This is a genomic window from Actinoallomurus sp. NBC_01490 (assembly GCF_036227085.1).
GTDB classification, from domain to species: Bacteria; Actinomycetota; Actinomycetes; order Streptosporangiales; family Streptosporangiaceae; genus Actinoallomurus; species Actinoallomurus oryzae.
In genome coordinates this window covers 3,238,997-3,265,432 of the sequence record NZ_CP109433.1, presented here as the reverse complement: position 1 = coordinate 3,265,432, position 26,436 = coordinate 3,238,997, and the positions used below count along the sequence as shown (strand labels likewise).

General features: G+C 73.2%; 19 protein-coding genes. 11 read left to right on the top strand and 8 right to left on the bottom strand.

What is annotated here, in order from left to right; all coding sequences use genetic code 11:
* Positions 1 to 7: 7 nt before the first annotated feature.
* From OG417_RS15720 to OG417_RS15695, 6 genes are all read left to right on the top strand, one after another.
* Positions 8 to 919, top strand: coding sequence for a helix-turn-helix domain-containing protein (locus OG417_RS15720; protein ID WP_329256059.1), 912 nt, complete (start codon positions 8 to 10; stop codon positions 917 to 919).
* A 745-nt stretch (positions 920 to 1,664) separates the two neighbouring features.
* Positions 1,665 to 4,220, top strand: coding sequence for a class III lanthionine synthetase LanKC (gene lanKC, locus OG417_RS15715; protein ID WP_329256057.1), 2,556 nt, complete (start codon positions 1,665 to 1,667; stop codon positions 4,218 to 4,220).
* 7 nt (positions 4,221 to 4,227) lie between these two features.
* On the top strand, positions 4,228 to 4,344 hold the full coding sequence (locus tag OG417_RS15710; protein WP_329256055.1) for a SapB/AmfS family lanthipeptide: 117 nt from the start codon (positions 4,228 to 4,230) through the stop codon (positions 4,342 to 4,344).
* A 53-nt stretch (positions 4,345 to 4,397) separates the two neighbouring features.
* Positions 4,398 to 4,517 (top strand): SapB/AmfS family lanthipeptide, encoded by a 120-nt coding sequence (locus OG417_RS15705; protein ID WP_329256053.1) that lies wholly within the window; start codon positions 4,398 to 4,400, stop codon positions 4,515 to 4,517.
* Between the two features lie 55 nt (positions 4,518 to 4,572).
* Positions 4,573 to 6,198 (top strand): ABC transporter ATP-binding protein, encoded by a 1,626-nt coding sequence (locus OG417_RS15700; RefSeq protein WP_329256051.1) that lies wholly within the window; start codon positions 4,573 to 4,575, stop codon positions 6,196 to 6,198.
* Positions 6,199 to 6,281: 83 nt separating this feature from the next.
* Entirely contained in the window at positions 6,282 to 7,988 is a 1,707-nt protein-coding gene (locus tag OG417_RS15695) for an ABC transporter ATP-binding protein (protein WP_329256048.1), read from the top strand.
* Positions 7,989 to 8,030: 42 nt separating this feature from the next.
* On the opposite strand, the gene OG417_RS15690 is transcribed toward OG417_RS15695, so the two are convergent.
* From OG417_RS15690 to OG417_RS15675, 4 genes are all read right to left on the bottom strand, one after another.
* A complete protein-coding gene (locus tag OG417_RS15690) occupies positions 8,031 to 8,630 on the bottom strand; it encodes a response regulator transcription factor (RefSeq protein WP_329256046.1) in 600 nt (199 codons plus the stop codon).
* 472 nt (positions 8,631 to 9,102) lie between these two features.
* Positions 9,103 to 9,900 (bottom strand): hypothetical protein, encoded by a 798-nt coding sequence (locus tag OG417_RS15685; RefSeq protein WP_329256044.1) that lies wholly within the window; start codon positions 9,898 to 9,900, stop codon positions 9,103 to 9,105.
* 401 nt (positions 9,901 to 10,301) lie between these two features.
* Positions 10,302 to 11,444: an imidazolonepropionase gene (hutI, locus tag OG417_RS15680; RefSeq protein WP_442875691.1), complete on the bottom strand. Its 1,143-nt coding sequence runs from the start codon at positions 11,442 to 11,444 to the stop codon at positions 10,302 to 10,304.
* 72 nt (positions 11,445 to 11,516) lie between these two features.
* Positions 11,517 to 12,440 carry a quinone oxidoreductase family protein gene (locus tag OG417_RS15675; protein WP_329256042.1) on the bottom strand — a complete coding sequence of 308 codons (924 nt, stop codon included), beginning with the start codon at positions 12,438 to 12,440 and terminating at the stop codon, positions 11,517 to 11,519.
* A 98-nt stretch (positions 12,441 to 12,538) separates the two neighbouring features.
* On the opposite strand from OG417_RS15675, the gene OG417_RS15670 reads away from it, so the two are divergent.
* Complete coding sequence (locus tag OG417_RS15670) at positions 12,539 to 13,168, top strand: TetR/AcrR family transcriptional regulator C-terminal domain-containing protein (protein ID WP_329256040.1); 630 nt, start codon at positions 12,539 to 12,541, stop codon at positions 13,166 to 13,168.
* Positions 13,169 to 13,199: 31 nt separating this feature from the next.
* Entirely contained in the window at positions 13,200 to 14,615 is a 1,416-nt protein-coding gene (locus OG417_RS15665; RefSeq protein ID WP_329256038.1) for an FAD-dependent monooxygenase, read from the top strand.
* On the opposite strand, the gene OG417_RS15660 is transcribed toward OG417_RS15665, so the two are convergent.
* The gene (locus tag OG417_RS15660; RefSeq protein ID WP_329256036.1) at positions 14,594 to 17,647 is read right to left on the bottom strand and encodes a BTAD domain-containing putative transcriptional regulator; all 3,054 of its coding nucleotides are present in this window, start codon (positions 17,645 to 17,647) and stop codon (positions 14,594 to 14,596) included. The genes OG417_RS15665 and OG417_RS15660 overlap by 22 nt on opposite strands.
* A 203-nt stretch (positions 17,648 to 17,850) precedes the next feature.
* Between OG417_RS15660 and OG417_RS15655 the strand changes: the two genes are divergently transcribed.
* The 3 genes from OG417_RS15655 (at position 17,851) to OG417_RS15645 (ending at position 20,583) form a co-directional block, all read left to right on the top strand.
* The gene (locus OG417_RS15655) at positions 17,851 to 18,732 is read left to right on the top strand and encodes a pentapeptide repeat-containing protein (RefSeq protein WP_329256034.1); all 882 of its coding nucleotides are present in this window, start codon (positions 17,851 to 17,853) and stop codon (positions 18,730 to 18,732) included.
* Positions 18,733 to 18,901: 169 nt separating this feature from the next.
* Positions 18,902 to 19,843, top strand: a complete 942-nt coding sequence (locus OG417_RS15650; protein WP_329256032.1) for an ATP-binding cassette domain-containing protein — start codon at positions 18,902 to 18,904, stop codon at positions 19,841 to 19,843.
* The gene (locus tag OG417_RS15645; protein WP_329256030.1) at positions 19,840 to 20,583 is read left to right on the top strand and encodes an ABC transporter permease; all 744 of its coding nucleotides are present in this window, start codon (positions 19,840 to 19,842) and stop codon (positions 20,581 to 20,583) included. Before OG417_RS15650 ends, OG417_RS15645 begins: the two co-directional genes overlap by 4 nt.
* Here the strand turns inward: OG417_RS15645 and OG417_RS15640 are convergent.
* Genes OG417_RS15640 through OG417_RS15630 form a run of 3 tightly spaced genes read right to left on the bottom strand, consistent with a single transcriptional unit; the run spans position 20,567 to position 26,433 of the window.
* Entirely contained in the window at positions 20,567 to 23,788 is a 3,222-nt protein-coding gene (locus OG417_RS15640) for a BTAD domain-containing putative transcriptional regulator (RefSeq protein WP_329256029.1), read from the bottom strand. The genes OG417_RS15645 and OG417_RS15640 overlap by 17 nt on opposite strands.
* A gap of 39 nt (positions 23,789 to 23,827) precedes the next feature.
* The gene (locus OG417_RS15635) at positions 23,828 to 25,153 is read right to left on the bottom strand and encodes a formimidoylglutamate deiminase (protein ID WP_329262313.1); all 1,326 of its coding nucleotides are present in this window, start codon (positions 25,151 to 25,153) and stop codon (positions 23,828 to 23,830) included.
* The gene (locus OG417_RS15630; RefSeq protein ID WP_329256028.1) at positions 25,150 to 26,433 is read right to left on the bottom strand and encodes an allantoate amidohydrolase; all 1,284 of its coding nucleotides are present in this window, start codon (positions 26,431 to 26,433) and stop codon (positions 25,150 to 25,152) included. The genes OG417_RS15635 and OG417_RS15630 overlap by 4 nt, the downstream gene beginning before the upstream one ends.
* Positions 26,434 to 26,436: the final 3 nt, after the last annotated feature.

The window sequence follows — 26,436 nt, the reverse complement described above, 5'->3', positions numbered from 1 at the left end:
GGGAGAGATGGCCTTGGACCCCGGCCCCGTCGTTCAGCGCGCACGCCTCACCGCCGAGCTCCAGCGGCTCCGGCGTGACGCCGGCAAGACCCAGGATGAGGTCGCCCGGGCACTCGACTGGTCGGCGTCGAAGCTGATCCGCATCGAGGGCGGCAACGTCCGCATCTCGACGACCGACCTTCACGCGTTACTCCGCCACTACGGCGTGACCGACGAGGAGCGGATCGCGGAGCTGTCCAAGCTGGCCCGCGGCGCGCGCGAACGCGGCTGGTGGACGCTCTACCGCGAACACCTGGACGACGCCTACTCGACCTACCTGGGATACGAGCTCGGCGCCTCGTTCATTCGCTCCTTCAGCCCGCTGCTCGTCCCCGGCCTGTTGCAGACGGAGGACTACGCGCGGGCGCTGACCATCGAGTACAAGCCCCAGCCGGTCGCCGAGACGGTGATCGAGGTCCGCATGCAGCGCCAGGACAAGATGTTCAGCCGGGAGGACCTCCCGCAACAGCACTACGTCCTGGACGAGGCCGTCATCCGGCGCAGAGTCGGCGGCCAGCGCGACCAGGGCATCATGCCGCGCCAGCTCGCCCATCTGCTCGAGCTCGCCCGCCGGCCCGACATCACGATCGAGCTGATCCCCTTCGAGAAGGGCGCGCATTTCGGCATGCGCGGGGAGTTCACCGTGCTCGGATTCGAGATGGGCCCGCCCGGCGTGCTGTACCTGGAGAATACGCAAAGGTCGGTGACGGTCACCGACAGCGAAGAGGTGGCCGAATATCTCGAGGCATTCGATCACCTGCGCCAGTTGGCGCTACGCGAGGACGAGACCATCGAGTTCATCAAAGCGGCCGCCGCACAAATGAAAGGCGATACGGCCGCCGAACAGATGAACGACGAGGACGCGGCCCCGGTGGGTTGAGGCGGTTGCGGCGACCGCCGGCCGTCACCGGGCGATGTCGCCCTCCGTGCCGATCGGCGCGTCGGCCGGCCGAGGGTGGGGCATCGCCACGCGAGCGGCCTCCACACAGCCGCCGCCACCACTGCGCGAGCCTTTTCGCCAAGGTTCGGCGAGTATGAGCGAATCTGGATCGGCCGCCATTGCCCTCTCCTCAAACTTCACATGGGCTGCCGCGGGCAGCCCACTAATAGTCACGCATAGTAATACCCGCATGTATGTGCGTCGAAAGCTACGGGCGGACCGAATCTACTAGAGCCGCGCCGACGGACGAAGGATGATCGGCAAACTCGCGCGGAAGATCACTTCGCGCCGACGGGCCCGGCTTCCGGCAGCGCCCGGCGACCGAGGCCACCGCCGCCCCCTCCACCGGCCGGCGTCGCCATGGGGCGGAGCGAGGACCACGCGAGTCAGCGCCCAATGCCCGCGTAACCGACATAAGCGATAAGTGGCGCCATGACCACGACACACCAATGACCCGCCATTTGGCGCGTCCTAAATACCCTTGAACTCGCCCCATGCAGGAAGAATGGCCATGACCACCGCTCTTACCTAGAGTGACTCACTTAGCCCTCTGGGATAAGTTCACAGGCCATTAGTGACACTTGTCCCTAGGTTTCACCGCCCCGGGCCTGCGAGTCTCTGATCTCGGAACGAACGGTCGCATCCGACGTTCGCCCGCGGTGTTCGACGAGCAGAGGAAGCAGCGGTGGAAAAGCAATACGAGGTGTATTGCCTGAAAGACAGGCTCTTCTATGACGTCCTCGACGGACAGGAGAGCCCGGCTTTCGCCATCGTCGACGACCCGCTCCCCGAGGGCTGGCAGCGCGTGCGGAACGGTGAATGGGTCGTCTACGTCCCGCCGGCGCAGGACATTCCCGCCCAGGGCTGGAAGATCCACGTCTCCGCCGGCCACGAGAACGCCTCCGACGTGCTCGTACGCGTCCGCGACCACTGTGTCCCCCGCGGCGTCTCCTTCAAACACCTGCGCAGCGTGAACATGCTGCTCATGCGGAATGCGAAATACTCGCCGCGGGGCGCCAGCGGAAAACTCGTCACCATCTACCCGCGTGACGAGACGGAGTTCGCGACCCTTCTCACCGAGCTCGGAGACCTTCTCCGGGGAGAGCACGGACCGTACATTCTCAGCGACCTCCGGATCGGCGAAGGCCCCCTTTATGTCCGATACGGCGGGTTCATCGAACGCCATTGTGAGGACGAGGACGGCCGGCTGGTGGCCGCGATCGAGGACGGAGAAGGACGCCTCGTCCCCGACCGTCGCAACCCGGTCTTCACCGTGCCCTCCTGGGTGACGCTGCCCGCCTGCCTCGCCCCGCACCTGGAGGCGCGCAACGCCGTCACCATGACCGGCGTCCCGTACGAGATCAAAGAGGCACTGCACTTCTCCAACGGCGGCGGTGTGTACGTCGCCGAGGACACCCGTACGGGCCGGAAGGTGGTGCTCAAGGAGGGCCGGCCGCACGCGGGGCTCGCCTCCGACGGCGCCGACGCCGTCACGCGGGTCAGGCGGGAGTACGACATGCTCCGGCTCCTCGCCGGCGTCGAGGGGGTGCCCGCCGCGCTCGACTACTTCGTCGTCGGCGAGCATCACTTCCTCGTCGAGGAGTTCGTCGAGGGCCGCCCGCTGAACACCTTCTTCGCCCTGCGGCACCCGCTCCTGGACCCCGAGCCGGACCCGGGCGACCTCGCCGCGTACGCCGACTGGGCGATGAAGATCTACGCGGGCACCGAACGGATCATCGAGAAGGTGCACGCGCGCGGAGTCGCCTTCAACGACCTGCACATGTTCAACATCATGGTGGCGCCCGACGACACGGTGTCCCTGATCGACTTCGAGGCGGCGGCGCCCGTGGCCGAGCAGCGGCGGCAGACCCTCGCCAACCCCGGCTTCCTGGCACCGCCCGACCGGCGCGGCACGGCCGTCGACCGGTACGGCCTCGCCTGTCTGAAGATCGCGCTGTTCACGCCGACCACGAACCTGTTCATGCTCGACCTCGCCAAGGCCGCGCACCTGGCCGAGGTGATCGCCGAATGGTTCCCCGTCCCCGAGGGGTACCTCCAGCAGGCGGTCGAGGAGATCACCCGGGGCGGACCGGGCCGGCACCCGATCCCCCGGTTCGCCCCGGAGCCATCCGGCTGGGAGGAGGCGCGCGAGGCTCTCGCCACGGCGATCCTCTCCAGCGCCACGCCGGGCCGCGACGACCGGCTGTTCCCCGGCGACATCCAGCAGTTCGGCAGCGGCGGGCTCGGCCTGGCGTACGGCGCCGCCGGGGTCCTGTACGCCCTCGACGTCACCGGCCACGGCGTACGGCCCGAGCACGTGGAGTGGCTCGCCGGCCACGCGACGGACCCGCCGCGCGGCACCGGCCTCGGCCTGTACGACGGGCTGCACGGCGCCGCGTACGGCCTGGCCCACCTCGGACGGCTCGACGCCGCGGCCCGGGTGATCGACATCTGCCTCGGCGAGCGCTGGGAGAAGCTCGGCGCCGACCTGCACGGCGGCCTGTCCGGCATCGCCCTCAACCTGGACCATCTCGCCGGCGTGCTGTCCTCACCGGCCCTGCGCGACGCGGCGGACCGCGCGGCGCGGATCGTCGCGGACCACGTCGCGACCGCCGACGGCACACCGGCCCGGCCGGGGCTGATGCGCGGCATGTCCGGCCCGGCGCTGATGCTGATCCGCAGGTACGAGCGCACCGGCGAGACGGAGTTGCTCGACCTCGCGGCCCGCGCCATCGGGCTCGACCTCGACGGGTGCACGACCGACAAGAACGGCGCGCTGCACGTCGGCGACGGCGCCCGCCTCCTGCCCTATCTCTCGCGGGGCAGCGTCGGGATCGGCATGGTCATCGACGACTACCTCGCCCACCGCGAGGACGAACGCCTCCGCGCGGCCGCGGACCGGATCCGCACCGCCGCGCTGACGCGCTACTACGCCCAGTCCGGGCTGTTCAGCGGGCGTGCCGGGATGCTGCTCCACCTCGCGCGCCGGCGCGACACGCGGGCCGCCACGCACGTACGCGACCTGTCCTGGCACGCGCTCTCGTACGGCGGCGGGCTGGCCTTCCCGGGCGAGAACCTGCTGCGGCTGTCGATGGACCTGGGCACCGGGACGGCGGGCGTGCTGCTGGCGATCGGCGCGGCGCTGCACGACCAGCCGGTCCACCTGCCGTTCCTCGCGGCACCGAGACTTCCCGCGAGAACCCTCGCGGGGACGGCGACGACCCACACGGCAAGGAGGTGACACGACGATGGCGCTTCTGGACATGCAGGGGATGGACACCCCCGGCGGTGGCGGCGGCGGCGAGGCCAACAGCACGCTCAGCCTGCTCTGCCACAGCTCCAACAGCATTGTGCTCTGCCTCTGATGACCGGTCTTCCCGGTCGGAGACATCTCTCGAGGTGAGGAGGTGACACGACGATGGCGCTTCTCGACATGCAGGGGATGGACACCCCCGGCGGCCACGGTGGCGGCGGCGAGGCCAACAGCACGCTCAGCCTGCTCTGCCACAGCTCCAACAGCATTGTGCTCTGCCTCTGACGCCTGCCCCGTGGCCCTGTAGCCATGGCAGGACCACGACAGCACTAGGAGACCGATGACGGCGAGCAGGCTCGTGATCCGGACCGTCCGCTACGGCGGAGTCTGGGCGAGTCTGCTCGCGGTCACCTCCCTGCTCGAGGCGGGGGCCACGCTCCTCCTGCCCGCCGTGCTCGGCCGCGCCGTGGACGGCGTGCTCGGCGGCTCACGCTCCCTCGCCTGGCCTCTCGTGTACGCGGGCCTGGTCGCGGTCTCGATGACCTGCGACGCGCTCACCGACCTGTCGACCGGCACCGGCACGGCCGCCGCGACGGCGCGGCTCCGGCACCTGTTCACCCGGCACGTCCTGCGGCTCGGCCCGTCCGCGGGCCTGCCCGCCGGCGACCTGACGAGCCGGGCGGTCACCGCGACCGCGGACACCGCCTACGCCCCGTCCGCCGCGATCCTGACGGCCACCGCGGTCGTCCCGCCGCTCGGCGGGGTGATCGCCCTCATTCTTCTCGACCCCTGGCTGGCGCTGACGTTCGGTCTCGGCCTGCCCGCGATCGTCGCGCTGCTGCGCGCGTTCGTCCGCGACACCTCCGCGGTCGTCGGCCGCTACCTGGAGGCGCAGGGCCGGATCGCCACGCGGCTGGTGGAGACTCTGGCGGGGAACCGCACGGTCGCCGCCGCCGGCACCGCCGAACGTGAGGCCGCGCGGGTGCTCGCCCCGCTGCCCGACCTGGCCGCGCACGGGCACGCGACCTGGCGGATCCAGGCGACGATCTCCGGGCGCGGCACGCTGGCCGTCCCCCTCCTGCGGGTCGCGGTGCTCGCCGTCGCCGGTTACGAGCTGTCCCGGGGACGGCTCACCGCCGGTGGGCTGCTCGCCGGCACGCAGTACGCGGGGCTCGGCGCGGACATCGGCCCGGTGATCGCCCAGCTCGGGCGCCTGGCGCGCGCCCGCGCCGGCGCCGCCCGGCTCGCCCCGGTGCTGGACCAGGCACCGCCCGCGTACGGCCCGGCGTCCCTGCCCGACGGCCCCGGGCTGCTGGAGTTTCGCGGTGTGTCGGCCGCCTCGGTGCTCGACGGCCTGGACCTGGTCGTCCCGGGCGGCGGCGCGATGGCCGTCGTCGGGCGCTCGGGCGGCGGCAAGTCGCTGCTCGCCGCCCTGGCCGGGCGGCTGGCCGACCCCGACGACGGCGAGGTCCTGCTCGACGGGGTGCCCCTGAGGTCGCTGGAGCACGGCGCGCTGCGGGACGCCGTCGGGTACGCCTTCGCGCGGCCCGCGCTGTTCGGCGACACGATCGCCGAGGCGATCGGCGGCGACGCCGAGACGGCCGCCCGCGCGGCGTGCGCCGACGCCTTCATCCGCCGGCTGCCGCACGGCTACCGCACGCCGCCGTCGGAGGCGCCGATGTCCGGCGGTGAGCTGCAGCGGCTGGGGCTGGCGCGAGCCTTCGCCCATCCCGGCCGGGTCCTCATCCTCGACGACGCCACCTCCAGCCTGGACACCGTGACCGAGACGCAGGTCGGCGACGTGCTGACCCGCGACGGCCGGACCCGTCTGATCATCGCCCACCGCGTCGGCACGGCCGCCCGGGCGGACCTGGTCGCCTGGCTCGACGGCGGGAGGGTGCGCGCCTGCGCGCCGCACCGGGAGCTGTGGTCGGACCCGGAGTACCGCGAGGTGTTCGGTGAGTGACCATCCGGCGCGTGCTGACGGCCGCACTGCGGCGCCGGCCGCACGCGCCGTGCGGCCGGGCCCGGAGTACCGCGAGGTGTTCGGTGAGTGACCATCGGGTGCGCGCCCGGCGCGTCCTCGCGGCCGCGCTGCGGCGCCGGCGGCGCGCGCTGGTGATGTTCGGCCTGTGGTCCGCGCTCGGCGCGGTGCCCGTGCTGGTCTTCGGCCGCTCGGTCGCGGGCGCCACCGACGCGTTCCTGGCGCACCGGACGTGGCCCGCGGTGGCCTGGCTGGGCGCCCTGGCCGGCGGGGCCGCGGTCGGCGCGGTGGGCGCCGCGCGGGCGTACGGGCCGCTGGCCGCGATCGTCGAACCGTTCCGCGACGCGCTCGTCCGCCACGTCGTGCGCGGCGCCGTACACGAGTCGGTCCGTACGGGGCGGGCGGACGACGGCGCCGTCGCCCGGCTGACCCAGCAGGTGGAGATCGTCCGTGACACGTTCTCGGGCCTGCTGTCGATCGCGTCCGGTTTCGCGTTCACGCTGGCGGGCGCGCTGATCGGGTTGCTGGCGCTGATGCCGGTGACGCTCCTGCTGGTCGTACCGCCGGTCGTGGCGGGGCTCGGGCTGTTCCTCGGGCTCGTCGCCCGGTCGGTCCGGCGGCAGCGGGAGCTGATCCTGGCCGAGGAACGGATCGCCGAGTCGGCCACCGCCCTGGCGGGTGGGCTGCGCGACATCACGGCGTGCGGTACGGAGGAGGCCGTGGCGGCCTCGACCGGGCGGTTGATCGACCTCCAGGCCGCGGCGGCGCGGTCGATGGCCCGGCTGACGGCGGGCCGTACGGTCGCGCTGGCCGTGGGCGGACGGCTGCCGCTGCTGCTCGTGCTGGCGGCGGCGCCGTGGCTCGTACGGCGTGGCGCCACGCCCGGGGTCGTGCTCGGCTCGCTGACGTACGTGCTGCAGGGGCTGTCCCCGGCGCTCGCCACGGTCATCCGGGGCGTGGGCGGCAGCGGGCTGCGGCTGGCGGTGACGCTCGACCGCGTGATGTCGGCCGCCGAGGTGCCGCCGGTCCGGCGCCCGAGCCGGGCCGGCGGGAGCGAACTGGCACTGCACCGGGTGACCTACGCGTACGGGCCGGACGCCGAACCGGTGATCGACGATCTGTCCCTGCGGGTGCCGGAGGGCGACCATCTGGCCGTCGTCGGCCCGAGCGGCATCGGCAAGTCCACGCTGTCGCGCCTCGCCGCCGGGCTCCTCACGCCGGTGCGGGGGTCGGTCGCGCTGGGCGGGGTGCCGGCCGCCGCGGCCGATCCGTCGGTCCGCGCGCTGATCCCGCAGGAGGCGTACGTCTTCGGCGGAACGCTCCGGGAGAACCTGTCCTACCTGCGGCCGGGCGCCTCCGACCACGCGCTGGACCACGCCGTCGCCGCCGTGGGGGCGACGCCGCTGGCCGAGCGGCTGGGCGGCCTCGGCGGCACGGTCGACCCGGCGGCCCTGTCGGCCGGCGAGCGCCAGCTCATCGCGCTCGCCCGCGCGTACGTGTCACCGGCCCGGCTGGTCATCCTGGACGAGGCGACCTGTCACCTGGACGCCTCGGCCGAGGAGCGCGCCGAGCGGGCCTTCGCCGCCCGGCCCGGCGCGCTCGTGGTGATCGCGCACCGGATGACGTCGGCCCGCCGGGCGCGTCGCGTCCTCGTCCTGGACGGCACCCGCGCCTGGCTCGGCGCGCACGAGGACCTGCTGGAGGACTGCCCCCTCTACCGGGAACTGCACGGCCACTGGACGACCGAAGGACAGGCGCCGGCGGTCCGCTGACCGCGCAGGCGGGTCTCGAAAGGGCTCTGAGACGGTCCCTGGTCAGAGCCAGCCCGCGTCGTCGGCGATGCGGATGGCGTCGACGCGGTTGCGGGCGCCGATCTTGCCGATGATCCGCGAGATGTGGTTGCGGACCGTGCGGACCGACAGGAACAGGTGACCGGCGATCTCCGCCGACGACGCGCCCTGGGCGGCCAGCCGCAGTACGTCCACCTCGCGCTCGGTCAGCGGGCTCTCCGGGCGGTGGAGCGCGGCGAACGCCAGCTCCGAGTCGATCACCCGCTCCCCCTGGGCGACACGCCGGATCGCATCGGCCAGGTCGGCCGGTGGCGTGTCGATGAGCAGGAAGCCCGTCACGCCGGCGGCGACGGCCCGGCGCAGGTCGCCCGGGCGGCGGCGGTTCGCCATGATCACGGTCGCGCAGGACCGCACCTCCTCGTGGAGGGACCGGACGACGGCGAAGCCGTCGTCCATGCACGCTCCGAGGATGACGACATCGGGTTCGAGTTCGAGTGCGGTCGGGAGGGCCTTGTCGGCCGACTCCAGCGCCGCGACCACCTCCATGTCCGGATGTCCGGAAAGTAAGGCGACAAGGCCGCCTCTGACAAGGTTCATATTCTCGACGATGAGAATGTTGATCACTTTCGCCTCGTGGCATAGTCGATTTCGGCCGGACGAAATCAATCCCTTCGTCCGGGCAAACTTCTACCGGCAGCGTAGGAACGTACGCTCAGGTCACGGATAACCGGTACCGGTCCGCCTGAGGCCGCGAACGATCAAGGTCGCGCATCATGGACTCCCGAGGGGCTAGGGCCAGTGCACCACCCACAGTGGATGACGACCGGTGATCAGTCAACGCCCAACGGTGGCCGAGAAAGGTCCTGACGTCGGCGAATACTTCTCTCCAGAGCGAGCAGAAAGCTCTACCGCTCAATTTTAGGACGAATTGCCGTTCCGAAATTCAACGGCCCGGCCATTGCGCCATACGCGCGCCACCTGCGGAACCCCCCGTCCGGTAGGCGAGATGGATGTGTGACGGCGCGTCCAGTATCAGTACGTCCGCACGTGCGCCGGGGCGCAGGTGCGGACGTACTGATACTGGACGCCATGCTTATCAGCTGAAGGCGGGCCTCATGGCGTAGAGGCGGTTGGGCTTGTTGTAGCCGACGAACACCCGCGTGTGAGTTCCGGCTTCCGCGACGGCGAGGCCCTCACTCTCACCGGCCTCGGGCACATTGATCACCTCCAGGATGGCGCCCTTACGGCTCAGTACGGTGATCGTGTTGTTCGTGTAGTAGAGGATCTTGTCCCGAGCCATCTCCAGGCCCTGCGGAACTCCCTGGCTCTCGAGCGTGAATTTCGATCGCACGGTGCCATCGAAGCCGGCGAAGGCGAAGACGAACGGACCGTCGTCGTCCGGGCCCGCGTGCACGAGCAGGCCGTCGCGCCGGTTGTCCACGGCGACCAGACCCGAGTTGCCAAGCGAGGCGAAGTCGATCGTTCGGATGACCTTCGGGTTCGCGGCGGCGATGTCGACGACGTGCACCTTGGTCGGGTTGGTCCCGCCTCCGGTGGCCACGTACAGGTGCCCGTCGCGGTCGCGGAAGCTCAGTTCGGCCGCGTGCCCCACGGCGAGTTGTGTGGTCTCCTTCAGCTTGTTCCCGGAGCCGTCGTACACCCGGATCACTCCGTGGCCGTCGCCCACGTCGAACCCGACGTAGTAGCGGCCACGGCGGTAGGCCAGGCCCTGCATGTTGTCGGTGTCGGGCAGCTCGAAGAGCTGGTCGAAGCCGTACGTGCTCGCCGACGCCGGTCTGGCGCCCACGACGATTCCGGCTCCGGCCAGCCCTGCCGCACCGGCGTATCCCAGCATTCTGCGGCGTGTGATCGCACCTTCCTGGTGTCCGGCCATGCGCGCTCTGCCTCCTGTTTCGACGAGATCCCGAGGTCGTGTGGTGCGCGGGCTCAGGAGTGAGAAGGAGCTCCGAACATAACGGCTTTTATGATTTTTTCTCACTCCAACTGTTGCATACTTAACAGAGCTTGAAGTAGTCATGTCGACACGTCAAGACCCGATCACAAAGTCTCGAGAACTCCGAGGTCGACGAGTCAGCGTGCCAGCTGGGGCGCTCGGCGGATCGCACTCCACTCGCCGGTGAGCCACTTCTGGGCGATCATCACTTCGGAGCGCTGTGATATATAACATCGAAAGTTGCAGGTTCACGGCGAGTGAGATGAACTTACCGCTCACCGACAGCCCGACCGGCGGCACGAACCCACGCGCAGGGTCGTCCGCCGAACGCCGTTCCGGAATTACACGGCCCGGCCGTCGCGCCACACGCGCGCCACCTGGGGAACCCCCGGCCGGTAGGCGAGATGGATGTGCGACGGCGCGTCCAACACCAGCACGTCCGCGCGTGCGCCGGGGCGCAGGTGCCCGACGTCCGTCCTGCGCAGCGCCTTCGCCCCGCCCTCGGTCGCCGCGCGCACGGCCTCCTCCGGCGTCATCCGCATCTCCCGTACGGCCAGCGCGACGCAGAAGGCCATGCTGGAGGAGTAGCACGAGCCCGGGTTGCAGTCGGTGGCCAGCGCGACGTCCGCCCCGGCGTCGATGAGCGCGCGGGCGTCCGGGTACGGCTGGCGCGTGGAGAACTCCACCGCCGGCAGCAGCGTCGCCACCGTCCGCGAGCCCGCCAGCGCGGCGACGTCCTCATCGGACAGGAAGGTGCAGTGGTCGGCCGAGGCGGCGTCGAACTCCACCGCGATGGCCACGCCCGGACCGTGCCCGAGCTGGTTCGCGTGCAGCCGTGGCACCAGCCCGGCGGCCCGCCCGGCGGTCAGGATCTCCCGCGTCTGGTCCGCGTCGAACGCCCCGCGTTCGCAGAAGACGTCGACGAACCTCGCGTACGGCGCGCACGCCTCCAGCATCGGCCCGGTCACGAGCCGCACGTACTCCGCCGGGTCCATGTCCGCGGGCACCACGTGGGCGCCGAGGAACGTCACCTCGTCCACCAGCGAGGCCGCGATGCGCACGGCCCGCTCCTCCTGCTCGACGGTGAGGCCGTAGCCGGACTTGCACTCGACCGTCGTCGTCCCCTGCCGGGCCATCTCCGCGACGAGGCGCCGCACGTTGGCCGCCAGCTCATCGTCGGAGGCGGCGCGCGTGCGCTCGACGGTGGTGCGGATGCCTCCGGCGGCGTACGGGCGGCCGCTCATCCGGGCGGCGAACTCCTCGGCCCGCTCCCCCGCGAACACCAGGTGCGCGTGGGAGTCCACGAACCCGGGCAGCACCGCGCGCCCGCCCGCGTCGTACGCCTCGTCGGCGGCGGGCGCCTGCCCCGACGGACCCGCCCACGCGATGCGCCCGCCGTCGATGACCAGCGCGGCGTCCTCCATCAGCCAGCGGTCCTCGGCCGCGCCGGCCAGCTCACCGATGTTCGTGATCACGGTGCTCACGCCGCCAGCATCCCACCCGCGAGACGGCACGCGGCACCCCCGCGACCCGCGCGCCGTCTCATATCCGAGACATCACGGGCGCAGGAGGACCCGGCCCCGGTTCTCCCTGCGCTCGATCATCCGGTGCGCCTCGGCGGCCTCCTCCAGGGGCAGGGTCCGGTGCACGCCGACGGTCAGCCGCTCACGCGCGTACAGGTCCCACAGCTCCTCCCGCTGCCGCGCGTACGCCTCCGGCCGTCCGGCCGCGAACGGCCGCATGGCGAAGCCGATCACCGACCGCCCGTGCGCCCGCAGCTCGTTCACGTCCACCGGCCGCCCCGCGCCGCTGTACGCGACGAGCCGCCCGAGCGGGCCCAGCGCCCGCAGCGCCGCCGCCTGCACCTCGCCGCCCACCCCGTCGACCACGACGTCGGCGGGCTCGCCCCAGTCCTCGTCGTAGGCGACGACGGCGTCGGCGCCGAGGTCGTGCAGGAAGACGGCCTTGGCCCGGTCGCCCACGGCCGCCACCACACGCGTGGCGCCCAGCTCCCGGGCGAGCTGCACGGCGAGGTGTCCCACGCCTCCGGCCGCGCCGGTGACCACCACCGACTCCCCCGCCCGTACGGCACCGGCGCGCAGGGCGCCCAGCGCCACCTGCCCGCCGCGGACGAGCCCGACCGCCCCGGCGTCGTCCACCGCGTCGGGCACCGGGAACGCGAACATCGCCGGAACGACCGCCAGCTCGGCGTACGCCCCGGTGAACGCCAGGGCCGCCACCCGCTCGCCGACCCGGCCGTCCAGCCCCGGCCCGGCCGCCACCACGCGGCCGACGACGTCACCGCCGGGCACGTGCGGAAGAGGAACGTCCGGGCCGTGCGTGAGCCGCACCACCGGGTACGTCACGCCGGCCGCGCCGACCTCGACCAGCAGCTCGCCCTCGCCGGGCTCCGGCCGCGGCGCCTCCTCGACCTCGAGCACCTCCGGCCCGCCGTAGGAGCGGAAACAGACCCGGCGCATGCGACCTCCCCAAAACTTCAACACCGTTTAACTTCAACGGCGTTGAAGTCTGCGCCATACTGATCGTGCCTGTCAACGTGAAATCGAGAGGACGCGCCATGCGGCTGACCCGCGACCACGTGCTGACGGCCGCCCTGGACCTGCTGGACGAGGTGGGTCTCGACGGCCTGACGATGCGCCGGCTCGCCACCGCGCTGGGCGTCAAGAACGGCGCGACGTACTGGCACTTCCCCAGCAAGCAGGCCCTGCTGGAGGCCATGGCCGAGGCGATGCTCACCGGCCTGACCGAGGACCTGGACGCCCGCCTGCCCTGGCACGAGCGGGCCGCCGAGATGGCCCGCCGCCTCCGCCGCGCGCTGCTGTCCCGCCGCGACGGTGCCCGGGTGTTCTCCGGCGTGTTCTTTCCCCTGCCGAACGCCCTGGCGTACGGCGAGACCATGGTCGCCACCCTGCGCGAGGCCGGGCTGAGCGGCCGGGACGCCGCCTGGACGGTGGACACGCTCAACTACTTCGTCGTCGGCCACGTCATCGAGGAACAACTCGCCGCCTCGCTCTCCGACGGCGGCGCCGAGGCCACCGCGCGCCTCACGCGGGCCCTCGACCCGCGGACCCACCCGCACCTGCACGCCGCGGCCCGCGACCTGACGGCACCCCACCCGGAGGAGCATTTCGAGCACGGACTGCGGCTGATCGTCGATGGCATCCGGCTGACAGCGGGCTGCCGGTGAGCTGACAGCGGCGCCCGGCACCGTACGGGCCATGAACGACACACGAGTACTGATCGTCGGTGCCGGGCCGACCGGACTGACCCTGGCCTGCGACCTCGCGCGGCGGGGCGCCGACTTCCGGATCATCGAGAAGGAGCGGCCCACCGGGTCGCGCGGCAAGGGGCTGCAGCCCCGCACGCTGGAGGTCTTCGACGACCTGGGAGTGCTGGACGCCATATGGGCGGCCGGCGCGCCGTACCCGCCGCTGCGCTCGTACGCGGACGGCGAGGTCGTCTGGGAGGGCCGGATGCACGAGCCGAGGGAGCCGACTCCGGAGGTGCCGTATCCCCTGGCGCCGATGCTCCCGCAGTGGCGGACCGAGCAGATCCTGCGCGACCGGCTGGCCGAGCTCGGCGGACGGGTCGAGCGGGGCGAGCTGATCGACTTCGAGCAGGACGACGACGGGGTGACGGCGGTGCTCGCCGGCGGCGACCGGATCCGCGCGGCCTACCTCGTCGGCGCGGACGGCGGCCGGAGCGTCGTGCGCAAGCGGCTCGGCATCGGGTTCGCGGGCGAGACGCACGAGACCGAGCGGATGCTGATCGCCGACGTCCGCACCGACGACGTGGACCGGGACCACTGGCATTTCTGGGGCGACATGGCGAGCCGGACGCCGCACTTCACTCTCTGCCCGCTGCCGGGCACCGAGGACTTCCAGCTCGTCGCCCCGCTCACCGGCACCGACACGCCGGAGCTGACGCTCCCGACGTTCCAGAAGATCGTCTCGGAGGCGTCGGACGTCCGCCTGCACGAGGTCCGCTGGGCGTCGGTCTACCGGGTCAACATCCGGATGGCCGAGCGGTTCCGGGACCGCCGGGTCTTCCTGGCCGGGGACGCCGCGCACGTGCACTCCCCCGCCGGCGGCCAGGGCCTCAACACCGGCGTCCAGGACGCCTACAACCTCGGCTGGAAGCTCGCCGCCGAGCGGGCGCTGGACACCTACGAGGAGGAGCGGCTCCCGGTCGCCGCCGGCGTGCTCGGCCTCAGCACCCGGCTGTACCGGGGAATGTCCGAGCGCCGGGCCGAGGCGTACCGCCGCGGCAAGGAGACCGATCAGCTCGGCATCGGCTATCCCGGCGCCTCACTGTCCGTCGGCGGCGGGAAGGCCGGGGAGCGCGCGCCGGACGCGCCGCTGCGGGAGGGACACCTGTTCGACGTCTTCCGCGGCCCGCACTTCACGCTGCTGGCCTTCGGGGAGGGGCACGCGGAGACGGTAGCCCGGGTGAACGAGCGGTACGGGGCCGCCGTCCGCGCCTACACGGTCGGCGACGAGGGCGCCGACCTGGTCGACGCGGCGGGACACGCGCGCCGCGCGTACGGCACGGACGGCCTCGTGCTCGTCCGGCCCGACGGCTACATCGGGGTCTACGACGCACCGGTCGACGACTACCTGCGGGCGCTGGTCTGAGCGACGAACGCCTCGGGGTCGGCGAGAGTGCGCGCCCAGGCGGCGGCGAACGCCTCCTCCCCCAGCTCGGCACGGCAGCGGGCGAGGAGGGCGCGCACACCGGGGTCGGCGGTGTCCTCGATGCCGCGCAGCCTACGGGCGGCGGCCAGGACCGTCACGGCGTCGGCCGGGTCGGCGCACCGCGCGGCGGCCTCCTCCAGGACGCTCGCGCGGGCCACGTCGTCGCCCGTGTCCGCGATCAGTGTGAGGGCGCGGGCGCGCAGTTCGCCGGCGCGCCCGTGCTCGCCGAGGGCGTCCTCGGCGAGCGCCGCCGATATGTGCAGCAGCGCAAGGAACTGCGGTGGCGCGTCGCCCGCCCCGGCCAGCGCGGCCCTCGTCCAGGCCGCGGCCTGGGCGAGGTCGCCCTCGGCGTACGCGAGATCGCCGAGGGCGCGCCGCACCCGGGCGAGGGCGATCGGATCGGCGCCGCGCTCGGCCGCGGGCAGCGCGCGCTCCAGGTCGGCCCGCGCGCCGTCCCGGTCGCCGGCCCGCATCCGTGCCTCGCCGAGCCGGACCAGCAAGATCATCGGGACCGGGATCTCCTCCGCGCCGCCCACCTCGGCGGCGCGGGCACGGGCGCGTTCGAGGAGGCGCACGGTCTCCGGCCACGAGCCGCGGTTGGCCAGCACGTTGCCCAGCGCGAACAGGGTGACCGCCTGGCCCCACCGGTCGCCCACGGCCGTGAAACCGTCGAGGGCGGCGCGGAGCCGCTCCTCGGCCTTTCCCGCACCTCCGGCGACGTACTCCAAGGTGATCACTCCGTACGCCATGTCGGCCATGGCCCGCAGCCAGGGATCGGTGGCCGTGGCGAACCGCTCGATCGCCTCGTCGGCCCGCTCGCGGATCGCCTCCGGCCCGTCCGAGAAACCGTTCGTCATCGTCCACGCCGCGAGCGCGGCGGGCCGGTCGGAGCGCTGGGTCACCTCCAGCGCGCTCTTCACCCGCGCCGGGTCGTCGAGGGGAGCCATGAGCACGCACATGGCGTAGGCCGCCTCGTGCCCGGGCGGAGGCTCGTCGCCGACGGCCGCCAGGACCGCCCGTGCCCACTCCCCCGCCTCACGCCGCCGCCCGCGGATGAGCCAGGCCCAGGTGCGCGCGGCGATGAGGCGCAGCGCCCGCTCGCGTTCGCCGCGGTCGATCGCGTGGCCGAGCGCGGCGTCGAGGTTGCCCTGCTCGGCGTCGAGGCGTGCCAGCCAGGTGAGCTGCCCGGGGCCGCGCAGCCGGGGTTCGGCGGTCTCGGCCAGGGCCAGGAAGTACGCGGCGTGCGCCTCCCGTACGCGCTCGGCCTCGCCCGAGTCGTCCAGTCGTTCCCCGGCGTACTCACGGACGGTCTCCAGCATCCGGTACCGGACGCCCTGCTCGGTCTCGGCCATGATGAGCAGCGACTTGTCGACCAGCCCGGCGAGCAGGTCGACGGGGTCGCCCTCGGGCGCGCAGACCTCGGTGACGGCCTCCACCGTGGCGCCGCCGAGGAAGACCGACAGCCGGCGGAGCACCGCGCGCTCGGCCGTGCCGAGCAGGTCCCAGCTCCAGTCCACGACCGCCCGCAGCGTACGGTGGCGCGGCACCGACGTGCGGCTGCCGCGTTCGAGCAGCCCGAACCGGTCGCCGATCCGCTCGGTGAGCTGCCCGAGCGTCAGCGACCGCAGCCGGGCGGCGGCCAGCTCGATCGCCAGCGGGATGCCGTCCAGCGCACGGCAGATGCCGGCCACGGCGTCGTCGGCGGTGAAGCCGGGGCGCACCGCACGGGCACGGTCGGCGAAGAGCGCGACGGCGGGCCCGTCGACGTCGAGTGGCGCCAGCGGCACCAGGGCCTCGCCCGCGATCGCGAGGGGCTCCCGGCTCGTGGCGAGGATGGTGACGCCCGGCGCCGCGGCGAGGAGGTGCTCGGCGAGCCGGGCGGCGGCGTCGACGACGTGCTCGCAGTTGTCGAGGACGAGGAGCAGATCGTGCCCGGCGAGCATGGAGCCGAGGCGTTCGAGCGGCGTGCGGTCCGCGCCGGCTCCGAACAGGTCGCCGCCGCCGACCGCGGCCGTGACGGCCGGCACGACGCGTGCGGCGTCGGCGACCGAGCCGAGCTCGGCCAGGCGTACGGGCGTCGCCGCCCCGTCGGCCGCCTCCAGGGCCAGGCGGGTCTTTCCGGTGCCGCCGAACCCGGTGATCGTGACGAGCCGGTGCGCCGCCAGCAGCTCGCGGACCCGCGCCAGCTCGGTCTCGCGGCCGACGAAGCTGGTCGCCCGCGCGGGCACGCCGCGGCGGTTCTCCTCCCGGAGCGCCGCGAGATGCGCCTCGCGCAGCTCCGGCCCGGGGTCGACGCCGAGCCGGTCCGCCAGCTCCCGCCGGATCCGCTCGTACGCCTCCAGCGCCTCGGCCCGCCGGTCCGCGGCGCGCAGCGCGTGGATGAGCCGGGCGTGCAGGCGTTCGCGCAGGGGATGAGCGCGAGCCAGGGCCTCGATCTCGCCGATGGCCGTGGGCGCCCGCCCGGACAGGTCGGCGGCGAGGAGGTCCTCGACCATGGTGAGGCGTGTCTCTTCGAGCCGCGCTGCGGGTGCGAGGGCGAACCCCGCGCCGGCGGCGTCGGCGAGGGGCGCCCCGCGCCACAGGTCCAGGCCGTCGCGGAACAGCTCCGCCGCCCGCGCGTGGTCACCGGCCTCCAGCGCGGCACGGCCGTCCGCCGCCGCCCGCTCGAACGCCACGGCGTCGACGTCGGCGGGTGCGACGTCGAGCAGGTAACCGGCCGGATGGGACACGATACGGGCGCGCTCGTCCCCGAAGGCACGCCGCAGCCGCGCGACGAGCGTCTGCAGCGCCCCGGCGGGATCGGCGGGCGCGTCGTCTCCCCACAGGTCGTCGGCGAGCCGGTCCGCGGTGACGACGCGTCCGGGGTCGAGTGCCAGCCGGATCAGCAGCAGGCGCAGCCGGGCCCCGCCGACCTCGACCGGCCGGCCGTCCCCGTCCTGGACCCGCAGGGGCCCGAGCATCGCCACGCGCATCTCGCCGCGAGCCTATGCGCTGCCGGGCGTCTCCTCACCGGAGACGCGCATGATCGAAGTCACCTCGACCGCGGCGCGGCGCGCGTCCGGGAGACACGCCGCGACCGCCGGGTCCGGGTTGGGCGAATGGCGTCGCGGCGGGAGTCGATGCGTGCGGGCGGCGCGGTTCCCGTACTCGTTTCGCTGGTGGCGGGGTGGCCACCGTGAGCACGATCGCGCTGGGCGAACGCGACCGTGCCTCCGAGCGGCTCGGAAAGCCGTATCTTCTGCGGGTGAGATGCACGACACCGGCCGAGAGGGGGCCGCGGATGACGAACGACGCCAGGCGCATGGCCGCCAGACTCGTCGCGGCGGCCCGGCCGCTGCGGCCCTGGGTGCATCTGACCGTCTCGCCCTGGTGGGCCCGGCTCCTGATCGCCGCCGGAGCCCAGGCCACGGCCGACGTGTACCCCGCCAGAGACCGGACCCTGCTCCCGGTCGTCCCCGGCGCGGACCTCGTCGGCCTCGACCTGGTCGCCCGGGACCTGACCGGCGCGAACCTCATCGGGGCCGACCTGGCCGGGCGGGAGCTGGTCGGCGCGACGCTGACCGACGCCGATCTCATCTCGGCGAACCTGGTCCGGGCGGACCTCGCCGGCGCCCGCCTGACGCGGGCGCAGCTGATGAGCGCGAACCTCGCCCACGCCGACCTGCTGTTCGCGAACCTGACCCGCGCCAACCTCGCCGGCGCGGACCTGACCGGGGCCGACCTCACCGGCGCCGACCTGACCGGTGCCGAGCTGGCACCGGCCGAGCTGACCGGCGCGGACCTGACCGGCGCCCGCCTGGTCCGCACGAACCTCACCGGGGCACGGCTCGGCCGCGCCCGCCTGGTCCGCGCCGACGCCACGGGAGCGGACCTGACCGGTGCCGACCTCACCGGAGCGGACCTCACCGGGGCCAGGCTCAGGGCGGTCCGCTGGTCGGCGCGCACCCGGTGGCCGGAGCACCTCGGCGACGAGCTGCGCGCCCGGTCCCGGGAGGTCGAACCCGGAGTCTGGCTCGTGCTCGGCGGCACCGCCCACCACCGCGTCCGCCCGAGCTGACCCGGCGGCCGTCAGCGGGCAGCGCGGCCTCTGACCTGATACGACACGACGGAACGCCGTGTCGGTGGTCGTGTCGGTGGTCGTGTCAGTGGTCGTGACAGGGACCGTGACAGGGACCGTGTCAGAGGCGTGACAGGGGCGTGACAGGCCGCGCGCCGATGGTGGGCGCATGAGTAGTTCAGCGATCGCGGTCTCCGGGCTGCGGAAGGCGTACGGGGACAAGATCGTCCTCGACGGTGTCGATTTCGATGTCCGCGCGGGCACGGTCTTCTCCCTGCTCGGTCCGAACGGGGCCGGTAAGACGACGACGGTGAACGTGCTGACCACGTTGATCAAGGCCGACGGCGGAACGGCCCGCGTCGCCGGACACGACGTCGCGACCGAGGCCAAGGCGGTGCGCCGCGCGATCGGGGTCACCGGTCAGTTCGCGGCGGTGGACGAGCTGCTGACGGGGCAGGAGAACCTCCAGCTGATGGTGGATCTGAACCCGGTGCGTGCCAAGGACGGCAGGCGAGTCGTCACCGGGCTGCTGGAGCGCTTCGACCTCGTCGAATCGGCGAACAAGCCCGCGTCGACCTACTCCGGCGGCATGCGCCGGAAGCTCGACCTGGCGATGACGCTCGTCGGCGACCCGCAGATCATCTTCCTGGACGAGCCGACGACGGGCCTGGATCCGCGCAGCCGCCGCACGATGTGGTCGATCATCCGCGAGCTGGTGGCCGACGGCGTCACCATCTTCCTCACCACCCAGTACCTCGACGAAGCCGACCAGCTCGCCGACCGGGTCGCGGTGCTCGACCAGGGCCGCCTGGTCGCTCAGGGCACCCCCGGCGAGCTCAAGCGCCAGATCCCCGGCACCCACGTCCGGCTCCGGTTCAGCACCGCGGCGGAACTCGACGCGGCCGCCCGGATCCTCGCCGGCTCCACGCGGGACGACGAGGCACTGACCCTGCGGGTTCCCGGCGACGGTGGCACGCGGTCGTTGCGGGCTCTGCTGGACAGGCTCGACGAGTACTCGGTCAGCGCCGAGGAGTTCTCCGTCCAGACGCCGGACCTCGATGACGTTTTCCTCGCCCTGACGGGCCACGCCACGGAGGTGGTCGCGAAATGATGTCCCATTCGATGGTGATGTTGCGCCGCAACTTCAAACACATCGCCCGGAACCCGATGACGGTGTTCAACGCGGTTCTGATGCCGATCGTGGTCATGTTGATGTTCGTGTACATGCTCGGTGACGCCTTCAGCGTCGGTGTCGACTACGTCGACTACGCGACGCCGGGACTGATGCTGCTGGCCGTCTGTTACGGGCTGGGGTCCGTCGCCACGTCGGTGAACTCCGACATGACCAAGGGCATCATCAACCGGTTCAAGGTCATGGACGTCTCGCGCAGCGCGGTGTTGACCGGTCACGTCATCGCGAGCCTGCTGACCAACCTGCTCGCCATCGCGGCGCTCACCGGAGTCGCCTTCCTGCTGGGGTTCAGCCCGTCGGCGAGCTTCCTCGACTGGCTCGGCGTGGTCGGCATCGTCGTGCTGCTCGGTTTCGCGGCCGGCTGGCTCACGGTCGCCCTGGGATTGGCGGCCAAGTCCCCGGAAACGGCGGGTCTGGCCTCAGTGCCGCTGGTCATGCTCCCGTTCTTCAGCAGCGCGATCGTACCGGCGGAGAAGATGGGGCAGGGTTTGCGGCAGTTCGCGGAGTACCAGCCCTTCACGCCGATCATCGAAACCCTGCGCGGGCTGCTGGCCGGTGCGCCGGACACGAGCGACCTGATCGCCGCGCTCGCCTGGTGCGTCGGCATCGGTCTCGTCGGGTACCTGTGGGCGCGTTCCACGTTCAGCAAGCGAGCGTGACGGCGACCAGCTCACGCCAGCTCGCCTGCGTCCCCTCCCGCGTCGCCTCGGTGAACCGCACCTCACCGAGGCGACGCCGTGCGACCTGCTCGATCCGGGCCGCATCCGGGTGGGAACGGTCCGGCAGACCGCGCACGCCGGCGCTCGCCGCGAGCAGCCGCGCGGCCTGGGCGTACCGCTCCTGACGCAACGCCAGATCCGCGATCCCGACGAGCACCTGGGCGATCATGAGGGCTGAACTCCCCACCTCGGACACCGCCTGGAAGGCCGCGACGCGGTGTTCACGGGCCTCGCCGACATCCGCGGCGAGGTAGCCGAGCAGGTCGTGAGCCATCGCCCGGACCGATGCCCGCTCGACGGCGTCGCCCAGCATGGCCGTCGCGACGTCGAGTTGCCGCCTCGCCTGCTCGGCGTCACCCCTCCAGCGGGCGAGTTCCGCCTTCGACAGGGCCAGCTCGGTCAGCGCCCCCGGCCAGGCGACCCGTTCCGCGGACCGCTGCGCTTCCGCCATGGCGGCCGCGCTCGATTCCTCGTCTCCCGACAGCCAGTACAACTGGGCCTGCCGCGACCGCATCCGTACGACGTCCTCGATGGCGCCGGCCTCGGTGACGACCGTGATCGCCTGTTCGTAGTGCTCGCACGCACCGGCGAACTCCCCGCGCACGGCGATCCGATCCGCCAGCTCGGTCAGGGCGAGGGAGATCCCCCAGCGGTCGCCCAGCGCGCGGAACTCGGTGAGCGCCGCCTCGAGTGAGGCGTCCGCGTCCCGGTCGCCGTCGCCGAGCATGATCCGCATCTTGCCGAGCTGCAGCCGGGCGAGCGCGCGCGCCCACGGGTCCTCGGCGGCGAGCAGCGGTTCCCACGCGGACAGGTACGCGTCCGGCGCTCGCAGCAGGCGTTCCAGCGCGGCGACCAGCCCGACCGCCGGGTGACGGATCCGGACACGCTGGTCGATCTCGTGCACCTCATGGATCCACTCCTCCGCCTGGTACTGGTCGCTCTCCCGCCCGGAGGTCATGAACCCCGTGGCGAGCGCGTACACCACGGCCCGGATCTCATCGGCCACGTCGCCGGGCAGGCTGATGGCCGCCAGGATCAGCTCGTTGCCCTCGGCCTTGTGCCCGCCGAGCCACCAGTACCAGCCGGCGGCCGCGGCGAGCCGCATCGCCCCGTCCGCCTCGCCGGCCGCGAGCGCACCGCGCATCGCGGCACCGATGTCGTCGTGTTCGGCCTCCAAGGTGGCGAGCCATTCCAACTGCTCGGCACGGCGGAGGCGCGGCTCCGCGATTTCGGCGAATTCGGTGAAGTACGCCAGATGCGCACGACGCGTCAGATCCGCTTCCCCCGCCTCCACGAGACGCTGCTCGGCGTACTCCTTGATCGTGCCGAGCATCCGGTAGCGCGGCGCCCCCTCGGCCTCGGTGACCACCAGCGATTTCTCGGTCAGCGCGGTCAGCAGCTCCAGCACCTGTCCCGCCTCGACCGCTGTATTCTTCCCGACCCCCTGCCCTTCGGGCCCGCCCTCCGTGCTCGCGCAGACGCGTTCGGCGGCTTCCAGGCTCGCCCCGCCCGAGAACACCGAGAGCCTGCGCAGGACCATCCGTTCGGCGTCGGTGAGCAGTTCCCAGCTCCAGTCGATCACCGCGCGCAGCGTCCGGTGCCGCGGCAGCGCGGTACGGCTGCCGCCGGTCAGCAGGCGGAACCGGTCGTCGAGCCGGTCGGCGAGCTGATCGAGGGACATGGTGCGCAACCTGGCCGCGGCGAGTTCGATCGCCAGTGGCATCCCGTCCAGCGCCCGGCAGACGCGCGCCAGGGTCGACGATGTGCGGACGCCGGTCGCAAGGTCCTTGCGCACCGCGCCGGCCCGGTCCCGCAGCAGCCGGATGGCCGGGGCGGACTCGATCTCGCCCGGGCCCGCGTCGCCGGCCGGCAGGGCCAGCGGAGCGACCCGCCACAGTGCCTCACCGGTGATGCCGAGGGGTTCCCTGCTCGTGGCGAGGATGCGCAGCCGCCGGCACTCTCCGAGCACTCGATGGGCGAACGTCGCCGCGGACTCGATCACGTGCTCGCAGTTGTCCAGGATCAGCAGCATCGCCCGCTCGCGGACCGCGGCGATGACCCGATTCGTCGGCTCCGCGTCCGGTGCCTCGCCGAGCAGCGCGTCGCGCAGTCTGAGCGCGGCGAGCGTCGCTTGCGCGACGCTCTCCCCGCCCCCCTGCCCTTCGGACCCGCCCCCCGTATCGCTGTCGGCGGCGACGGCCGCGAGTTCGACCAGCCAGGCCCCGTCCGGCAGATCGGCGCGCAGCGTGCGCGCGGTCTCCGTGGCCAGTCTGGTCTTCCCCGCGCCGCCGGGCCCGATCAGGGTGGTGAGCCGATGTTCGGCGATGAGCTCGCGGACCGCGGCGACATCGTCGCCCTTGCCGACGAAACTGGTCAGCTCGGCACGCAGGTTGGTGTTCCGGGTCTCCTCCCGCCGCCCCAGCTCGCCCCGCAGCAGCGCGACGTGCAGTGCGGACAGCTCCGGGGACGGGTCGACGCCCAGCGCGTCGGCCAGGGCCTCTCTCGTGCGCTGGTACACGAGGAGCGCGTCGGTGTCGCGGCCGGCCGCGGCGAGGGCACGCATCAGCGCGGCGGCGAGCCGTTCTCGCACCGGATGCGCGGCCACCAGGTCGGTCAGCTCCGTGACCAGCTCCGCGCCGTGGCCGAGGCCGACCTCCGCGTCGAACCGATCCTCCATCGCGGTCAGGCGGAGCCCCTCGAGCCGGGTGACCGCCGCGTCGAACGCCGCGCTGTCCGGCAGGCCGACGTCCTGCATGGCCGCACCGCGCCACAGTGCGAGGGCCTCGCGCAGCAGCCGTACCCGCCCCGGGTCCTCGCCATCGCGGGCCTGGCCGAGGAGGCGTTCGAACCGCACCGCGTCGACGGCGTCGGGCTCCACCGTCAGCCGGTAGCCGTCCGTCCGTCCCTCGACCGATCCTTCCGGCAGCGCCTTCCGCAGCCGGGAGACCAGGCGTTGCAGAGCGTTCGTCGCGTCGGCGGGCGGGTGCTCACCCCAGATCCAGTCGACGAGCGTCGCCTTCGGGACCACGTGACCCGGCCTGAGCGCGAGGGCGACCAACAGCCCGCGCAGCCGCGCGCCCGGCACGTCGGCCGGGTCGCCGTCGTCCGCGCGAACCTCGAACGGACCCAGCATCCCGATCTGCACCCGCTGATTCTGACATGGGCGATTCGCGGGTATCCGCGGCTAAGCCGTCACGGCGGCGATCGACTCGGTCAGCGCGGCGGGGACGTCGTCCACGAGGAGGTGGCGGCCGTCGCGGACGACCTCGCGGCCGGAGATCACCACGTGCCGTACGTCGGCGGGAGACGCGGCGAAGACCACGGACTCGGCCAGGTGGTCCGGGGCCGCACCCGCCAGGCGTACCGAGTCGCGCGCCACCGTGACCAGGTCCGCGTACGCGCCCGGGGCGAGGCGGCCCGCCTCCGGCCAGCCCAGGGCGGCGTGGCCGTCCGCCGTGGCGGCGGTCAGGAGCTCCGCGGCGGTCCAGTGACCTCGCCGGCGGGTGCGCAGCCGCTCGTCCAGCTCGACCGCCCGCGCCTCCTCGAACAGGTCGATCACCGCGTGCTGGTCCGAGCCCAGTGACAGCGGCGAGCCGGCGTCGGTCAGGGCGCGGGCCGGGCCGATGCCGTCGGCCAGGTCGCGTTCGGTCGTCGGGCACATGCACACGCCCGTGCGCGCGCCGCCCAGCAGCGTGACGTCCGAGGCGGTCAGGTGGGTCGCGTGCACGGCCACCGTCCGCGGCCCCAGCGCGCCGCTCTCGGCGAGCAGGGCCGCCGGCGTCCGGCCGTAGGCCTCCAGGCACGCGGCGTTCTCGGCCGGCTGTTCCGACAGGTGCACGTGGAGCGGCGCCGACCGCGAGGCGGCCCACGCGGCGACCTCGCCCAGCTCACGGCGTGGAACGGCGCGTACGGAGTGGATCGCGGCGCCGACCCGCGCGTGCTCGCCCGGCCGCAGCCCCGACACCCGGGACGCCCACGCCGACGCCGTGCCGTCGCCGAACCGCAGCTGCGGCCCGAGCAGCGGATCCCCGATGCCGCCGGTCAGGTAGCACGCGTCGAGCAGCGTGATGCGCATCCCCGCCTCCTCGGCGGCGGCCAGCAGCGCCGCGGACATGGCGTTGGCGTCCCGGTACGGCACCCCGCCCGGCCCGTGGTGGAGGTAGTGGAACTCGCCCACGCAGCTGATCCCGGCGAGCGCCATCTCCGCGTACACCGCGCGGGCCAGGGCGAAGTAGGTGTCCGGATCCAGGCGCGCGGCCACCGTGTACATCTGCGAACGCCACGTCCAGAAGGTGCCCCGCGACGCCTGCACGCGGCCCCGCAGGGCCCGGTGGAACGCGTGCGAGTGCGCGTTCGCCAGCCCCGGTAGCGTGAGCCCGGCCAGGCGTACGGCGTCCGGGGGCGCGGGCACGCCGGAGGCGACCGACGTGAAGCGCGCCCCGTCGACCTCCAAGAGCACGTCCGCGACGACCGCGCCGTCCAGCCACGCGTGCTCGGCGTGGTACCTCACCGGCACGCCAGCTCTTCCAGCACGTCCGCGAGCGCCTCCACGCCCGCCAGGCAGTCCGCGGGCTCGGCGTGCTCGGCCGGCGCGTGGGAGACGCCGGTCGGGTTGCGGACGAACAGCATCGCGGCCGGCACGTGCGCGGACAGGATGCCGGCGTCGTGCCCGGCGCCGGTCGGCAGCACCGGCGGGTCGCCGAGCGCCTTGGCCAGCCGGTCGCGCAGTTCGGCGTGGAAGTCCACCACCTCGGTGTAGGACTCCTCGCTCAGCGACACCTCAACGCGGCCCCGCCCGGCGGCCTCCTGCGCCGCCGCCCGCACGTCCGCGACCGTCGCGCGCACGGCCTCCTCGGACGGGGCGCGGGCGTCGAGCCAGGCCGCCACCGACGACGGGATCGCGTTGACCCCGTTCGGCGTCACCCGCACCTTGCCCATCGTCGCGACGGCGTCATGCCGCATCGCGGCCTCGCGTGCGGCGAGTACCGTACGGGCGAACGGCAGCATCGGGTCGCGGCGGTCGGCGAGCCGGGTCGTACCCGCGTGGTCGCCCGCCCCGGTGAAGTCGAAGCGCCACCGCCCGTGCGGCCAGATCGCGCTCGCCAGCCCGACCGGTGCCCTCAGCGCCCGGCCCTGTTCGACGTGCAGCTCGATGAAGCAGGCCAGCGACAGCAGCTGCGTGTCGGGGCCGATCGCCTCGGGGTCATACCCTTCGGCGGCCATGGCCTCGCCCCAGGTCACGCCGTCGGCGCCGCGCAGGTCGCGCGCGCGTGCCGGGTCGATCGCCCCGGTGGCGAGCCGGGATCCCAGGCAGGCGACGCCGAAGCGGGCGCCCTCCTCCTCGGCGAAGACGGCCACGCCGAGCGGGCGGCGCGGCTTCGCGCCCCGCTCTCGCAGCAGGTCGATCGCGGCGAGCGCCGAGACGACGCCCAGCGGCCCGTCGTAGGCGCCGCCGTCCGGCACCGAGTCCAGGTGGCTGCCGGTCAGCACGGCGTCGCGGCGCCCGGTCACCGGCTCCCCGTGGACGTCGCCCGCCATCGCGTCCGCGGCGAGGCTCGCCGCGCTGGCGAGCAGGCCGCCGACGCTCGCATCGGCGTTCTTGTCCACATCCCACCAGGCGAACAGGTTGCCGTTGCGGTCGCGCTCGACGGCCAGCCCGCGCGACCGCGCCTCCTCGACGAACCAGGCACGGCACTCCCGGTCCGCCGCCGTCCAGGAGAACCGCCGGTAGCCACCGCTCCCGGCCCGCCCGATCGGGCGCAGCGCCTCCCACATCTCCTCGAATGCCATGGA

Excerpts from the sequence above, each read along its gene's own strand:
- OG417_RS15720 (WP_329256059.1), top strand. The coding sequence starts at position 8 with ATGGCCTTGGACCCCGGCCCCGTCGTTCAGCGCGCACGCCTCACCGCC.
- OG417_RS15710 (WP_329256055.1), top strand. The coding sequence starts at position 4,228 with ATGGCGCTTCTGGACATGCAGGGGATGGACACCCCCGGCGGTGGCGGC.
- OG417_RS15705 (WP_329256053.1), top strand. The coding sequence starts at position 4,398 with ATGGCGCTTCTCGACATGCAGGGGATGGACACCCCCGGCGGCCACGGT.
- OG417_RS15700 (WP_329256051.1), top strand. The coding sequence starts at position 4,573 with ATGACGGCGAGCAGGCTCGTGATCCGGACCGTCCGCTACGGCGGAGTC.
- OG417_RS15685 (WP_329256044.1), bottom strand. The coding sequence starts at position 9,900 with ATGGCCGGACACCAGGAAGGTGCGATCACACGCCGCAGAATGCTGGGA.
- OG417_RS15675 (WP_329256042.1), bottom strand. The coding sequence starts at position 12,440 with ATGCGCCGGGTCTGTTTCCGCTCCTACGGCGGGCCGGAGGTGCTCGAG.
- OG417_RS15670 (WP_329256040.1), top strand. The coding sequence starts at position 12,539 with ATGCGGCTGACCCGCGACCACGTGCTGACGGCCGCCCTGGACCTGCTG.
- OG417_RS15665 (WP_329256038.1), top strand. The coding sequence starts at position 13,200 with ATGAACGACACACGAGTACTGATCGTCGGTGCCGGGCCGACCGGACTG.
- OG417_RS15660 (WP_329256036.1), bottom strand. The coding sequence starts at position 17,647 with ATGCGCGTGGCGATGCTCGGGCCCCTGCGGGTCCAGGACGGGGACGGC.
- OG417_RS15650 (WP_329256032.1), top strand. The coding sequence starts at position 18,902 with ATGAGTAGTTCAGCGATCGCGGTCTCCGGGCTGCGGAAGGCGTACGGG.
- OG417_RS15645 (WP_329256030.1), top strand. The coding sequence starts at position 19,840 with ATGATGTCCCATTCGATGGTGATGTTGCGCCGCAACTTCAAACACATC.
- OG417_RS15630 (WP_329256028.1), bottom strand. The coding sequence starts at position 26,433 with ATGGCATTCGAGGAGATGTGGGAGGCGCTGCGCCCGATCGGGCGGGCC.